The following is a 13,213-nucleotide window of genomic DNA, read 5'->3' on the forward strand; positions in this document are numbered from 1 at the left end:
CGAGGGTTTTTCGGTCCGGCAAACGCCCGACGGCGAACAGGCGCTGGTGCTGGTCGAGGAGCGCGTCCCCGACATCGTCCTGCTCGACTGGATGATCGAAAGCCTGCCCGGCATCGAAGTGTGCCGCCGCCTGCGCCGCAATCCCAAATCGGCAAATGTGCCGATCATCATGCTGACCGCGCGCGGCGAGGAAGAGGACCGCATCCGCGGGCTGGAAACCGGCGCCGACGATTATGTCACCAAACCGTTCAGCCCGCGCGAACTGGTCGCGCGCGTATCAGCAGTGCTCCGCCGCCTGCGCCCTGCGCTGGCGGGCGAGCTGCTGACCTATGCCGATATCGAGCTGGACTCGGTCGCGCACAAGGTGATCCGGGGCGGCCAGACGGTCGCGATGGGGCCGACCGAATTCCGCCTGCTGCGCCATTTCATGGAGCATCCAGGCCGGGTATTCTCGCGCGGCCAGTTGCTCGACAGCGTGTGGGGCCAGGACAGCGACATCGAACTGCGCACGGTCGATGTGCATATCCGGCGGCTACGCAAGGCGATCAACCTGCCGGGGACGAGCGACATCATCCGCACCGTGCGATCGGCAGGCTACGCGCTGGATTCGGGCAAGAGCAGTTAAGGCTTGGTCCTTCGCTTACGCAGAATAGGCCCAAGCCCAAATACGGGCGATGCCCCTAAGGCCACCAATTGCGGCCGTTGGCTACCCGTTTTGGCAGGCCGTCAGCCGGCTGTTCAGTAAGCTAATGTTTATATTAATCGATCAATATGGTGGTCGTGCGCTTCACAGCTTCCATCATGCTCTCGGCCATCCTGAGTGGATTCGTAGCCCCCTCGTCCGTCGAAGTTTCCGCGGACCCGTCGCCCGCCGTTCCAGATGACTTGGCGGTCGATCGCAAATGGAGCAGCAACGCCGACGGCTACATATTTTCGGTAGGATATTTCACGTCCGAACAGGTCGCTTCCAAGGCATGGGAGACCGCGCGGCTGGAAAGCCGCCAAATGGCAAACTTCTGCGATTCTGAGCGCCTAGCGCATCGCGACGTTCGCTGGTTCGAGCCGATCGCGCCCGGCGAACCCAGTTGCGCCATAGTCGTTTACAGCTTCGCCTGTTCACCCCGAAAGCCTGCGTGGGGGACGTCAATCGAGTATGAGCGACAACAGGCGCTTTTGGACGAGCCAGAATCGCCGATTCCCGTTGGTTGTGGAGCGAAAAGCCGAAAAGCGCTGCTTCCCCCTGTAAGTCAAATGCCTCGACCTAGCGGTATTTTGATCGCTGAGAATGCAGATTGCAGAACCATGCCAGACGCGCAGCTTGGCAAATTTCAGCTCCACGAGGTAAATTATGTGAAGGCGCGAACATTTGTGTCACCTTCGTTTGTTCGCGCTGTTTCCAACCCATATCCAGACGCGGCACATCATTTTGCTCATGCGGCGGCCCAAGAACAGAAAGTTCATATCGTAACCGTCGACCGTCCCCTCGCGGATGACGGAAAAAACTTGTTCATCGAACAGACGTTTGCCGTCAACCAGAAGAGCATGTGCGTCACACTGACGGCTTGGCAGGGCAGCAACATGTGGCGCAAAACGATGCGCGCCGATCTTTCGTTTTCTTCGACCGGTTCGAACACCCAAAACGCAAAGCTTTTGGATCAATATGCCATTGCCAAAGCCCTTCAATTAGATCTGGCGACGCATATGGGCATCAAAGTCGCCAAGCCTCTTCAATCTTCCAGCCAGCAATGATCGCTCCCGCCACTGGAGATTGGACTTCAGCCTGGTGCAGCTCCACCCCGCGGAGATAAGGAATTTAGCGAGAGGCAGGTTGGGTCGATCCCGCCCCTCAAACCCCATTAACGCTTTCCCTCTTGCTATGGCGTACGATGGGTAGGATCTCTCCTCATCGTCATCCCGGACTTGATCGGGCATCCATAGCTGCGCTGTCGTCGTGGATCTTGGATTAGGTCCGGGATAACGCGTGTCCGCTCACGACCAATTGCAGACGTCGCTGACAATCGGCAAGATGTCCTGATGCGATGTGCCTTCAAAATTTTTCTGCGCGCAACGGGATCGGTGGTTGCTCTGGGGCTGTTGGCAACTGCCTGCGCCAATCAGGCAGTGAAGGTGGAGGATCGCTTGGTGGATGGCACTTCACTTCCTTCAGAAGAAATGCTGTCGCGGGAGAAAATCGAGATCAATCAGGGCTTTGGTGGGGAAGGATTTGGCGAGCATTTTCTTTCGTATGAATTGGCTTCGAACAACTCACTCGTTGTCACGCACACATTTCGACCCGAAGATAAAGTGATCGGAGACGAGGTTTTCGTCGTATCTCCCTATGTGGCGATGAAAGCGCGAAAGCAGCTTTGGCGCGTTCGCCCTGATGCGTTGGAGAATATCGGGTCGGAAGTTCGACCATCGGGCTGCTTGCCGCGATGGGATCATGAAACTCCCGAAATCGCGGTCGGTTTTGGATCATCAAATGAGATGTTTGGCACTTTTTTCCTGCCGCGTCCCGCCAGCTGCGACACTCCCGCTGCGAAAGCCGCTAGGCAAATGCTCAACGATGTTCTGAAATCTTTTCCGCGATCAAAAGTCGCGGAGACTTTCGTAAAAATGCATGCGCAATTGAATGGCAGCTAACCACCCCAAAACCGCCGTTCAATCAAAAATCGATCTGCGTCCGAAGCCCAAACGTGTCGACCGTATAATCCCGATCCCCCGTCCCCGTCGCGACGCGGGCATCGTCGATCCACAGCTTGCCGTAATTGGCAGTGATCCGGATATAGTCGATCGGCGCCCACACCAGCCCGATCAGCGCCGCTTGTTGCCGCCCGCCGATGATCGCACCGTCGTTGAGGTCGAGATGGTCGTAGCGCGCGTTGACTTCGATCGCGCCGATGCCGCCTGCGGTGATCGGCTTCGACGGTTTGAGCCGATCGAACGCGCCGTCCTTGTAGCCGCGCGCGTCGCCGGGCGTCAGCACCATACCGACCTCGGCATAGCCGCCGAAGAAGGTCGGGTCGGCGGCGCCGCTGCGCTTGACCTGATGCCAATAGGCCTCGCCCGCCGCGTGGAACGGCCCCGCGAGTACCGCGCCTTCGAGACCGATGCCGCGTTCGCTGGCGACGTCGATCAGCCCGGTATCGACCAGCCGCACGTCGGTGGTGTGAACGAACGGTCGCGCGCGGTAGCGGATGATGGTGGCGGGGTCGTTCGGGTCGCGCCAATGGCCCGACGCGCCGAGGTGGAGCTGGGTATCGCCCAGCTTGGGCATGAACACGGCGCGCCCATCGATGCTCAGGCTATGGTTGCTGTCGGTCAGGTCAGCAGCATTGTCGCCGAACACCCCGCCCTGCAGCAGCAGCGCCTTGCCCTTATACTGCGCCGACAGCCCGACGCGGCGCTCGAAGCCGAACGCCTGGACGAACGCAGCGCGCTCCGTGAAGCTGGTGAACAGGTCGCTCGTCATGTCGTCGAGCCCCCAGAATGGTTTGACCTGTCCCGCGGTGACGGTGAACGGGCCGGTGCCATAGCTCATATAGATATCGGTCAGCTCGACCTCTCCATTCGCGAGGTCCGCCTCGACGCGATAGGAAAAGCCGCCGGGGATTTTACCATCGACGCCCAGATAGACGCGGCGGAACTCGGTCGCGGTGCCGCCGCGGATTCCGGTTACACCCGTGGGCGTATCCACCCCGGCCAGATCGACCTGCACGCGTCCGCGCGGCTTGAAGCTCCAGCCGTCGGCAGTCTTGATTTCGGGGGCACCTTTCCAGCCGATCTCGGTCGCGGGCTTCGCGGTGACCGACCGCGGCGCGGGCATCGGCGCCGGAGCGGGCGTCGGCTGCACGGTCGCGGCGTCGAGCCGCGCTTCGAGCGTCTGCACCTGTGCCTTCAGCGCCGCCAGCTCGGCGCGCAGCTGCGCCGCTTCCGCCGCCGTCATGGCCTGCGCCCGCGCTGCGTCGGGCAGGCAGAACATCGACGTCGCCAGCAAAGTGGCAGTCAGGGCGTGACGCATGGGGGATTTGCTCCGATGGACAAGGTGACAAACTGGTGGCGCTGCTATGACGGTTGCGTGACAGATGCACGTCATTTGAATGACATTTATGTTTCAGTCGTCATTTTTTGTCCCTCTTGTCTGCCAAGCGTGAACGGCTAAGGACGTCTCAGTTTTTTCGGGCAACCTTTCTTGGGGCGCCCCATCCGGGAGACCATCATGACGATCAAATTTGACGGGCGCGTTGCTATCGTTACCGGCGCCGGCGGCGGCCTGGGCCGCGCTTATGCACTCGAACTCGCGCGGCGCGGGGCGAAAGTCGTGGTCAACGATCTGGGCGGATCGCGCGACGGCACCGGCCATTCGGACGCGGCGTTGCAGGTGGTCGAGGAAATTCGCGCCGCGGGCGGCACCGCAATGCCGAACGGCGGCAGCGTCACCGAATATGAGCAGATGGTCGAAATGGTCGCCAAAGCCAAGGAAGAATGGGGCGGCGTCCATGTTCTGATCAACAACGCCGGCATCCTGCGCGACAAAAGCTTTGCCAAAATGGAGCCCGCCGATTTCGACCTGGTGCTGAAGGTGCATGTCAGCGGCAGCGCGAACGTCACCAAGGCGTGCTGGGACCTGATGCGCGAGCAGGCCTATGGCCGCATCCTGATGACCGCATCGTCGACGGGGCTGTACGGCAACTTCGGCCAGGCCAATTATGGCGCGGCCAAGCTCGGCCTCGCGGGGCTGACCAAGACGCTCCACCTTGAGGGCGCCAAGTACAACATCCGTTGCAACACGATCGCGCCGGTGGCGGGCACACGGATGACCGAAGATATTTTCCCCGCCGAATTGTTCGAGAAATTCACGCCCGAAAACGTCGTGCCTGCCGCGCTCTATCTGGTCAGCGAAGATGCGCCGACGAACATGATCATCGGCGCGGGCGCGGGTGCGTATCACGCCGCCTATGTCACGATGACCCCGGGGGTTGCGTTGCCCGAAGGCGAGCGCACCCCCGAGGGCGTCGCCGCGGCGTGGGAGAAAATCATCGACCGGACGGGCGACATCGTGCCGCAGTCGGGCAGCGAGCAGTCGATGAATGTGATGAAGGCGTTGATGGCGCTGGGGTGAGATTCCGTTGATCCTCCCAGTCGCGTAGCGATGGGGAGGTGGCAGCGCGAAGCGCTGACGGAGGGGCTCTGTCACTACCGTCGCGGCCCCTCCACCACTTGCTTCGCAAGAGTGCTGGGTCGTCCAGTCCCCCGGACTGGACTTGGACTGCCGGGGGCAGTCCAACCCTGCACTCCCCCTCCCCATCGCTGCGCGACAGGGAGGATTTGCCAAAGCGCCACACTGTATTGACACAGCAACACGCCTATGGCATGACAGCGGCGGGGCAAGGGGATCGGTCTAACAAGGACGACCCCGATGTATAGTGAAAGCGACCTGCAAGCTGCGGTCGATGCGAAGGTTTTGACGCCGGAGGCCGCCATGGCATTCCGGTCGCATATCGCGTCGGTTCGCTCGGCCCCCGCGGCGGATGAAGAATCCTTCCGCCTGATCACCGGTTTCAACGATATTTTCGTCAGCATCGCTGCGGTCATTCTGTTGATGGCGGTCGGTTGGATCGGCGCTTCGATCCACCCCGCGCTCGGCGGCGCGTTCGTTGCCGGGTCGGCGTGGTTCCTGGCCGAGTATTTCACCCGCAAGCGCCGCATGGCGCTGCCCAGTATCGTGCTGGTGCTGGCCTTTTCGGGCGGCGTGTTCGCGACCATGGTCGGCTTCCTGTTCGAACATGGCGAGGCGATGTTCGGCCAGCATCTTGGCCATACCCTCGGTGCGATCCTGTTCGGTGCCATCGCACTGGTGACCGCTGCGGCGACGTGGGCGCATTGGAAGCGGTTCATGGTGCCGATTACGGTCGCAGCCGGTACCGCAGCGCTCGCCGCGACGGCCGTGGCGCTGGTGCTGTCGATCACCGGGATGCCCGACGAGCCTGACGCGCTCGTCATGTCGCTGGTGCTCACCGCCGGGATTGGCGTGTTCGCGCTCGCGATGTGGTGGGACCGCAGCGACCGGGTGCGCCAGACGCGGCGCAGCGATGTCGCCTTCTGGCTCCACCTGCTCGCCGCGCCGATGATCGCGCATCCGATCTTCCACCTGCTCGGCGTCACCGAGGGCAATGATATCGGCAGCGGCGCCGCGGTGATGGTGGTCGCCATCTATGTGCTGTTCGGGCTGATCGCGCTGGCGATCGACCGCCGCGCGTTGCTGGTGTCCGCCCTCGCCTATGTGCTGTTCGCGCTGACCCAGTTGTTCCGCGAATTCGGCGCGGTCGAGCTCAATGTGGCGCTGACCGCCTTCGTGATCGGTTCGGCGTTGCTGCTGCTCTCGGCCTTCTGGCAGAATGCCCGCGCGGTGGTGGTTGGTTTGCTGCCCGACAATCTCGCGAACCAGCTGCCCGCGACGACGCGGGTCGCGCAAGCCTAACACTATCGTCATCCCGGCGGAGGCCGGGATCTCGCCTGTGCGTTATGACGTGAGGTTGAGATCCCGGCCTTCGCCGGGATGACGACGTAGAAACGCCGTCAGTCTCCAACCAGCTTCATAAGCTTGCGTTCGACGGGGGCGAGCACGTTCGCGAGCTCGTCCCCGCGTTTCAATACTGCCCCGGCTTCGGAGACCAAGGCCCACATGCCCTGGCGGCTCCGCAAGGCGGGGCGTTTTTCGATGCGATATTCGGGGCGCTCGGCGGCGCGGCGAAAGGCCGAGAAGATCGCAGCGTCGCGGTGGAAATCCATCGCATAATCGCGCCAATGCCCCGCCGCAACCATCCGGCCATAAAGGTCAAGGATGCGCATCAATTCGGGGCGTTCGAAACCGGTCTGCTGCGACACCGTCTTGGTCGCGAACGGCAGAGGTGTCACCGTCCCCATCAGGCGCTTTTCCGGCTCCCCTTGCGCCGAGGCGCTTCGTCTTCACTCACGACATCGTCACTCGCGGCGTCGCGTTCGGCAATCAGTTGGGCGAGCTGTTTCTGCATCTGCTCAAGCTGGCACTGGAGGAGCTCAACCTTTTGCGTCGCGGGATCGAACGTCTCGTTGCATGTCCCATAAGGCACAAATTCGCGCGCATATTCGGCGGCGTCGACGAGGGTCGAGCGCGCCGGGATGCCGACCATCACCGCGCCCTCGGGCACATCCTTGGTCACCACCGCGTTGGCTCCGATACGCGCACGCGGGTTGACGGTGATCGGGCCGAGGATCTGCGCGCCCGAACCGACGATGACGTCGTCGGCCAAGGTCGGGTGACGTTTGCCCGCAACGCCATTGGCGGGATCGGTGCCGCCCAAGGTGACGCATTGATAGATGGTGACATTGTCGCCGATCTCGGCGGTCTCGCCGATAACGGTAAAGCCATGATCGATGAACAGGTGGCGGCCGATCTTGGCGCCCGGATGAATGTCGATCGCGGTCATCCAGCGCGACAGGTGATTGACGAAGCGCGCGAGAAAGAACAGCCGCGCCTCGAACAACCAGTGGGCGATGCGGTGCATGCCCACCGCGACGAGCCCGGGGTAGAGGAGAATTTCCCAACGCGACCGCGGCGCGGGGTCGCGCGCCTTGATCGAATCGAGATAGGCGATCAGCCCGTTGAACATACACTGTCCCCTGCGACCCTATTTTGTACCGGGCAAGATAGATGTTCGGGCGGCGCTTTTCCACCCCCGCGACATTTTTTGTGGTCAACGGCCGATCAGGCCGATCCGCAGCAGCAGCAATCCCTCGCTGCGCCAGCGCCGTTCGCCGTCGTTTTGGGCGATGGCTGCGGCCCAGCGATCGAGCATCAGCAGCGCGCGGTTTGCTGCAAAAATGCTGCGCGGCTGCGGCGCACAATCGCGCGCGGCGGCGAGCAACTCGCGCGCTTCCTGGGCTCCCGTCTGAACGCTGGCGCCCCACAGCAGCCCCCACCGCCGACCCCCGTCGGCATCGCCGCCCGACAGCGCAAAAAGACGTGCGCCGAATTCTGTGGCGGCGGTGTGACGGTCGGCGACATCCTCGGCGAGCAGCATCGCCTCGGCCGCATCGACGAGCGTATCGAGCCCGCCCTGCCCGGTCCATGTCACGGTGAGCTCCGCGAGCAACGGCTCGCCCTTGGGCAAGCCATCGGGATCGCGCGCGAGCATCGCCGCCATGTCGCGCCACCAGGCGAGCTTGATCTGGCCGATCAGCGGTTCACGCGCGTCGATCAGGAGCCGGGTCAGCCGTTCGGCGAACGCCCATAGCGTCGCGATTGCGGCGCGCCGTTCGCGCGGGACGGCGACCATCACGCGCGGATCGCGGAGGTCGGGGTACCCGGTGTTTTCAGTGGTTTCTTCGGTTGTCATGCGCAGGAAGCGCTAGCAGCCCATCATCGTCATTGCGAGCGAAGCGAAGCAATCAAGAGCGGCCTTAAACTGCCCCTGGATTGCCGCGTCGCTTCGCTCCTCGCAATGACGAGGCAGAATAGTTCAGCCGCGATTGCGAACTGCCTTCACCGCCGCCACAACCCGCGGAACGTCGATCAGCGCCGCCTTCTCCAGATTGGCGGCATAGGGCAGCGGCACATCTTCGTTGCACACGCGCATCACCGGCGCGTCGAGATCGTCAAAGCCCTGTTCCATCGCGACCATCGCCAGTTCGCTGGCGATCGAGCACGTCGGCCAGCCTTCCTCGACGACGACAAGATGGTTGGTCTTCTTGAGGCTCGCCAGCACCGTCGCCGTATCCAGTGGGCGCAAGGTGCGCAAGTCGATGACCTCGGCGTCGATCCCCTCGCCTGCCAGCTGGTCGGCGGCTTCGAGGGCGAGCCCGACACCGATCGAATAGCTGACGATCGTGACATCGCTGCCCGGTCGCATGATCCGCGCCTGCCCAATCGGCAGGACATGGTCGGGCAGATCGGGAACGTCGAAGCTGCGGCCATAGAGCAGCTCGTTTTCGAGGAAGACGACGGGGTCTTCGGTGCGGATCGCCGCTTTCAGCAACCCCTTGGCGTCGGCGGCGTCATAGGGCGCAATCACGATCAGGCCAGGGACGCTGGCGTACCAGGGCGCGAAATTCTGGCTGTGCTGCGCGCCGACGCGCGACGCGGCGCCATTGGGACCGCGGAACACGATCGGGCAGCGCATCTGGCCGCCCGACATATAGTTGGTCTTGGCCGCCGAGTTGATGATGTGGTCGATCGCCTGCATCGCGAAGTTGAAGGTCATGAATTCGATGACGGGCTTCAGCCCGCCCATCGCGGCACCGGCGCCGAGCCCGGCAAAGCCATATTCGGTGATCGGCGTGTCGATGACGCGGCGCGCACCGAATTCGTCGAGCAGCCCCTGCGTGACCTTATAGGCACCCTGATATTCGGCGACCTCTTCGCCCATCACGAACACGCGGTCGTCGGCGCGCATTTCCTCGGCCATCGCGTCGCGCAATGCTTCGCGGACGGTCAGGCGGACCATTGCGGTGCCTTCGGGGATCGCGGGGTCGGCGACCGCGGCTTTCGCCTTGACGACGAGTTGCTCGGTGCCGCTCTCGGCCTTCTTGGGCGCGTCCTCTTTGGGCTTATCCGCCTTCGGCGCTTCGGCAGCGGGCGCAGGGGCTTGAGCCGGGGCAGAAGCTTCTTCGCCTTCCCCCGTAATCGTCGCGATCACGGTGCCGACCTTCACATTGTCGGTGCCCTCGGCGACCAGGATCTGGCCGATCGTGCCTTCGTCGATCGCTTCAAATTCCATCGTCGCCTTGTCGGTCTCGATCTCGGCGAGGATGTCGCCCGACTTGACCGCATCGCCTTCCTTGACGAGCCATTTGGCGAGCGTGCCTTCTTCCATCGTCGGCGACAGCGCCGGCATCTTCAATTCGATGGCCATCTCAATATTGCTCCACCAGCACGTCGGTATAAAGTTCATGCAGTTCGGGTTCGGGGGCGCTTTCGGCAAAGTCGGCGGAATCGGCAACGATCGCGCGGATTTCCTTGTCGATGGCCTTGAACTTGTCCTCGGTGATCCCCGCTTCCTCCATCACCTTTTTCAGATGTTCGAGCGCGTCGGACTTGTCGCGCACCGCCTGTACTTCCTCGCGGCTGCGATATTTGGCCGGGTCGGACATCGAATGGCCGCGATAGCGATAGGTTTTGAGCTCCATCAGCACCGGCCCCTTGCCCGCGCGCACCCATTCGAGCGCAGCCTCGGCGGCACCGCGCACCGCGAGCACGTCCATGCCGTCAACCTGCATCCCGGGGATGCGGAAGCTTTCGCCGCGGCGATAAAGCTGATCCTCGGCCGACGAGCGGTTGACCGACGTGCCCATCGCATATTGGTTGTTCTCGATCACAAAGATGATCGGCAGCTTCCACAGCTCGGCCATGTTGAAGCTTTCATAGACCTGCCCCTGGTTCGACGCGCCGTCGCCGAAATAGGACATCGCGACCCCGCCGTCGTTGCGATATTTGTGCGCAAACGCCAGCCCGGTACCGAGCGACACCTGCGCCCCGACGATGCCGTGCCCGCCGTAGAATTTATGCTCGACGCTGAACATGTGCATCGAACCGCCCTTGCCGCGCGAAATGCCCGCAGCGCGGCCAGTCAGTTCGGCCATGATGACCTTGGGGTCGATACCATAGGCGAGCATATGACCGTGGTCCCGGTATCCAGTGATCACGCTGTCCTTGTCGCCGTCGAGCGCCGACTGCAAACCCACTGCGACGGCTTCCTGGCCGATATAGAGATGGCAAAAACCACCAATCAGCCCCAGTCCGTACAACTGCCCCGCCTTTTCCTCGAAACGCCGGATCAGCAGCATTTCGCGGTAAAATTTCTCCAGCTCTTCGGGCGTCGCGTCGTAGGAGACGGGATCGCGCGGCTGCTCGCGGTTGGTCGCGGCGGCGGGGGTGGACGCAGTCTTTTTCGGCGCGGCAGGTTTGCGCGCGGGTGCTTTGGCCAAGGGAGGTTTCCTTTGCATTTAGCCGTTACGGCAAGGCTTCCTATAGGAGCCGTGGGCCGGGTTTGGCAACGCCCGCTTGGAGGCGGCAGCAATGCAAACTTACGTATGCAGCATATCTAAGCGCCTCCCCTTCAGGGGAGGGGTTGGGGTGGGGTCTGTCGGCGTCGTGCAAGGCCGCTAGATCCCACCCGCTGCGACTAAGCCAGCAAGCTGGCAAGTCTCGCTGCCCTCCCCTGAAGGAGAGGTATTTACCTAGGTCAGCGTTTCGCCGCAGGCTCCAGCGGAATGATCACCTCGTCAGGGTGATAGGCGCCCAGCTTCTCGCGCACATATTCCTCGGCCAAGTCGGGATCGACGCGCCGCCGGTCGAGCAGATTGACCCGGTTCTCCAGCTCGCTTTCCTTCTTCGCCAGTTCGGACAGCACGACGCGCTTCTTTTCGACCGACTGGCTGTAATCGCCCCAGGCATACAGCCCGGTCGGCCCAAAAATGATGTAACCGATCATCGCCAGCACCGCGATCACCGCGACCGCGGGGCCAACAGCCCGGTTCATCGATTTGCGGAGTTTGTGGCGCTGCGTCATTCCAGCCCTTGAATCAGAGTTGATTCATGGCGTCAAGGCATCAGGCCACATATTATCGTCATCCCGGCGAAGGCCGGGATCTCAACCTCGTGTAAAAACGGAACGGTGAGATCCCGGCCTTCGCCGGGATGACGAAAGGGAAGGAAGCCTCTCCTGTCGGTTCAACCGAAAATCGCCGCCCCCGGATAACGCGCCATGTCGCCCAGCTCTTCCTCGATACGGATCAGCTGGTTGTACTTTGCCAGCCGGTCCGAGCGCGCGAGGCTGCCGGTCTTGATCTGGCCGCAGTTGGTCGCGACCGCCAGGTCGGCGATCGTCGAATCCTCGGTCTCGCCCGAGCGGTGCGACATCACCGCGGTGTAGCGCGCGCGATGCGCCATATCGACCGCGTCGAGCGTTTCGGACAGCGTCCCGATCTGGTTGACCTTGACGAGCAGCGAGTTGGCGAGGCCGTCCTTGATCCCCTGCTCCAAGCGCAGCGGGTTGGTGACGAACAGGTCATCGCCGACGAGCTGGCACTTGTCGCCGATGAGATCGGTGAGCGCCTTCCAGCCCACAAAATCATCTTCGCTCATGCCGTCTTCGATCGACTTGATCGGATAGTCGTTGACAAGCGCGGCGAGATATTCGGCCATTTGTTCGGGGCTGAGCGACAAGCCCTCGCCGCTGATCTCGTACTTGCCGTTCTTGAAAAATTCGGTCGCGGCGCAATCGAGCGCGAGCACGACGTCGGTGCCGAGCTTGAAGCCCGCCTGATCGACCGAGGCGGCGATGAAGTCGAGCGCGGCGCGGGTCGAAGCAAGGTTCGGAGCGAAGCCGCCCTCGTCGCCGACCGCCGTCGCCAGACCCTTGGCCGACAGACCCTTCTTCAGCGTGTGGAAAATCTCGCTGCCCCAGCGCACCGCTTCGGCGATGCTGCCGGCGCCGACGGGCATGATCATGAATTCCTGCACATCGATCGGATTGTCGGCATGTTCGCCGCCGTTGATGATGTTCATCATCGGCACCGGCAGCGTGCGCGCCGACACGCCGCCGACATAGCGATAAAGCGGCAGACCGCGCGCATCGGCAGCGGCCTTCGCGGCGGCGAGGCTGACGCCGAGTATCGCATTGGCGCCGAGGCGGCTCTTGTTCGCGGTGCCGTCGAGGTCGATCATCGTCATGTCGAGTTCGCGCTGGTCTTCGGCATCGAGGCCGATCAGCGCGTCGGCGATGTCGCCGTTGACCGCCGCAACCGCATTAATCACGCCCTTGCCCAGATAACGGCTCTTGTCGCCATCGCGCAGTTCGACCGCTTCGTGTGCGCCAGTCGAGGCGCCCGAGGGGACCGCGGCGCGGCCGAAGCTGCCGTCTTCGAGCAGCACATCGACTTCGACGGTGGGGTTGCCGCGGCTGTCGAGGATTTCGCGGCCGTGGATGTCGATGATGGCGGTCATGGGATATGTCCTGCTGGCGGCCAGCGATAGGCCGGTTGGGAATGGCGCCCGCCTGTTATCGGCGCGGCGCGGGAATCGCAATAATGGATAGGAATTTTGCTGGCCTATGGAACCAATGGGCGGCTCTTGCTATATATTCAGGCAGGACCAAAGGGATGTTCGCCAATGCGGCGCCCGACAAAAGAAGAAGAGGACAACGCCATGGCCAAGCCCGCTACTCCCGCGACG

The 13,213-nt window shown here is 62.7% G+C and carries 13 protein-coding genes; 5 read left to right on the top strand and 8 right to left on the bottom strand.

The genetic code is table 11. From position 1 onward, the window contains the following. The 3 genes from phoB to VGN68_RS15860 all read left to right on the top strand — a co-directional run. Positions 1-625: phosphate regulon transcriptional regulator PhoB (gene phoB / locus VGN68_RS15850; protein WP_327477855.1), on the top strand; the 625-nt coding region annotated here is incomplete at its 5' end. 146 nt (positions 626-771) lie between these two features. Further along, on the top strand, positions 772-1,749 hold the full coding sequence (locus VGN68_RS15855; RefSeq protein WP_327477857.1) for a hypothetical protein: 978 nt from the start codon (positions 772-774) through the stop codon (positions 1,747-1,749). A 285-nt stretch (positions 1,750-2,034) separates the two neighbouring features. After that, complete coding sequence (locus VGN68_RS15860) at positions 2,035-2,643, top strand: hypothetical protein (RefSeq protein ID WP_327477859.1); 609 nt, start codon at positions 2,035-2,037, stop codon at positions 2,641-2,643. A 22-nt stretch (positions 2,644-2,665) separates the two neighbouring features. Here VGN68_RS15860 and VGN68_RS15865 read toward each other — a convergent pair whose 3' ends face one another. Continuing rightward, positions 2,666-4,021, bottom strand: a complete 1,356-nt coding sequence (locus tag VGN68_RS15865) for an OprO/OprP family phosphate-selective porin (RefSeq protein WP_327477861.1) — start codon at positions 4,019-4,021, stop codon at positions 2,666-2,668. Positions 4,022-4,219: 198 nt separating this feature from the next. On the opposite strand from VGN68_RS15865, the gene VGN68_RS15870 reads away from it, so the two are divergent. Together VGN68_RS15870 and VGN68_RS15875 are read left to right on the top strand one after the other, a co-directional pair. After that, positions 4,220-5,122, top strand: a complete 903-nt coding sequence (locus VGN68_RS15870; protein ID WP_327477863.1) for an SDR family oxidoreductase — start codon at positions 4,220-4,222, stop codon at positions 5,120-5,122. 297 nt (positions 5,123-5,419) lie between these two features. After that, positions 5,420-6,481 (top strand): hypothetical protein, encoded by a 1,062-nt coding sequence (locus tag VGN68_RS15875; RefSeq protein WP_327477866.1) that lies wholly within the window; start codon positions 5,420-5,422, stop codon positions 6,479-6,481. A gap of 98 nt (positions 6,482-6,579) precedes the next feature. Here the strand turns inward: VGN68_RS15875 and VGN68_RS15880 are convergent, their stop codons facing one another. The 7 genes from VGN68_RS15880 to eno all read right to left on the bottom strand — a co-directional run bounded on the left by VGN68_RS15880 (position 6,580) and on the right by eno (position 12,985). Further along, positions 6,580-6,927 (bottom strand): DUF2794 domain-containing protein, encoded by a 348-nt coding sequence (locus tag VGN68_RS15880; RefSeq protein ID WP_327477868.1) that lies wholly within the window; start codon positions 6,925-6,927, stop codon positions 6,580-6,582. Further along, entirely contained in the window at positions 6,927-7,652 is a 726-nt protein-coding gene (gene epsC, locus VGN68_RS15885) for a serine O-acetyltransferase EpsC (RefSeq protein WP_327477870.1), read from the bottom strand. The genes VGN68_RS15880 and epsC overlap by 1 nt, the downstream gene beginning before the upstream one ends. Positions 7,653-7,736: 84 nt before the next feature. Then, complete coding sequence (locus VGN68_RS15890) at positions 7,737-8,378, bottom strand: hypothetical protein (RefSeq protein ID WP_327477872.1); 642 nt, start codon at positions 8,376-8,378, stop codon at positions 7,737-7,739. Between the two features lie 123 nt (positions 8,379-8,501). Next, positions 8,502-9,893, bottom strand: coding sequence for a pyruvate dehydrogenase complex E1 component subunit beta (locus VGN68_RS15895; RefSeq protein WP_327477874.1), 1,392 nt, complete (start codon positions 9,891-9,893; stop codon positions 8,502-8,504). A gap of 1 nt (position 9,894) precedes the next feature. Then, positions 9,895-10,965, bottom strand: coding sequence for a pyruvate dehydrogenase (acetyl-transferring) E1 component subunit alpha (gene pdhA / locus VGN68_RS15900; protein WP_327477876.1), 1,071 nt, complete (start codon positions 10,963-10,965; stop codon positions 9,895-9,897). Between the two features lie 257 nt (positions 10,966-11,222). Continuing rightward, positions 11,223-11,549 carry an FtsB family cell division protein gene (locus VGN68_RS15905; RefSeq protein ID WP_293697443.1) on the bottom strand — a complete coding sequence of 109 codons (327 nt, stop codon included), beginning with the start codon at positions 11,547-11,549 and terminating at the stop codon, positions 11,223-11,225. Between the two features lie 161 nt (positions 11,550-11,710). Then, positions 11,711-12,985: a phosphopyruvate hydratase gene (gene eno, locus VGN68_RS15910; protein WP_327477879.1), complete on the bottom strand. Its 1,275-nt coding sequence runs from the start codon at positions 12,983-12,985 to the stop codon at positions 11,711-11,713. Positions 12,986-13,213 lie beyond the last annotated feature (228 nt).

The organism is Sphingopyxis sp. (assembly GCF_035998965.1).
Classification (GTDB): domain Bacteria; phylum Pseudomonadota; class Alphaproteobacteria; order Sphingomonadales; family Sphingomonadaceae; genus Sphingopyxis.

What these genes read in the sequence shown, in the direction of transcription:
- VGN68_RS15905 (WP_293697443.1), bottom strand. Translation starts at nt 11,549, where the DNA reads ATGACGCAGCGCCACAAACTCCGCAAATCGATGAACCGGGCTGTTGGC.
- VGN68_RS15880 (WP_327477868.1), bottom strand. Translation starts at nt 6,927, where the DNA reads ATGGGGACGGTGACACCTCTGCCGTTCGCGACCAAGACGGTGTCGCAG.
- VGN68_RS15875 (WP_327477866.1), top strand. Translation starts at nt 5,420, where the DNA reads ATGTATAGTGAAAGCGACCTGCAAGCTGCGGTCGATGCGAAGGTTTTG.
- VGN68_RS15895 (WP_327477874.1), bottom strand. Translation starts at nt 9,893, where the DNA reads ATGGCCATCGAATTGAAGATGCCGGCGCTGTCGCCGACGATGGAAGAA.
- VGN68_RS15855 (WP_327477857.1), top strand. Translation starts at nt 772, where the DNA reads ATGGTGGTCGTGCGCTTCACAGCTTCCATCATGCTCTCGGCCATCCTG.
- VGN68_RS15870 (WP_327477863.1), top strand. Translation starts at nt 4,220, where the DNA reads ATGACGATCAAATTTGACGGGCGCGTTGCTATCGTTACCGGCGCCGGC.
- VGN68_RS15890 (WP_327477872.1), bottom strand. Translation starts at nt 8,378, where the DNA reads ATGACAACCGAAGAAACCACTGAAAACACCGGGTACCCCGACCTCCGC.
- VGN68_RS15865 (WP_327477861.1), bottom strand. Translation starts at nt 4,021, where the DNA reads ATGCGTCACGCCCTGACTGCCACTTTGCTGGCGACGTCGATGTTCTGC.
- eno (WP_327477879.1), bottom strand. Translation starts at nt 12,985, where the DNA reads ATGACCGCCATCATCGACATCCACGGCCGCGAAATCCTCGACAGCCGC.
- VGN68_RS15860 (WP_327477859.1), top strand. Translation starts at nt 2,035, where the DNA reads ATGCGATGTGCCTTCAAAATTTTTCTGCGCGCAACGGGATCGGTGGTT.
- epsC (WP_327477870.1), bottom strand. Translation starts at nt 7,652, where the DNA reads ATGTTCAACGGGCTGATCGCCTATCTCGATTCGATCAAGGCGCGCGAC.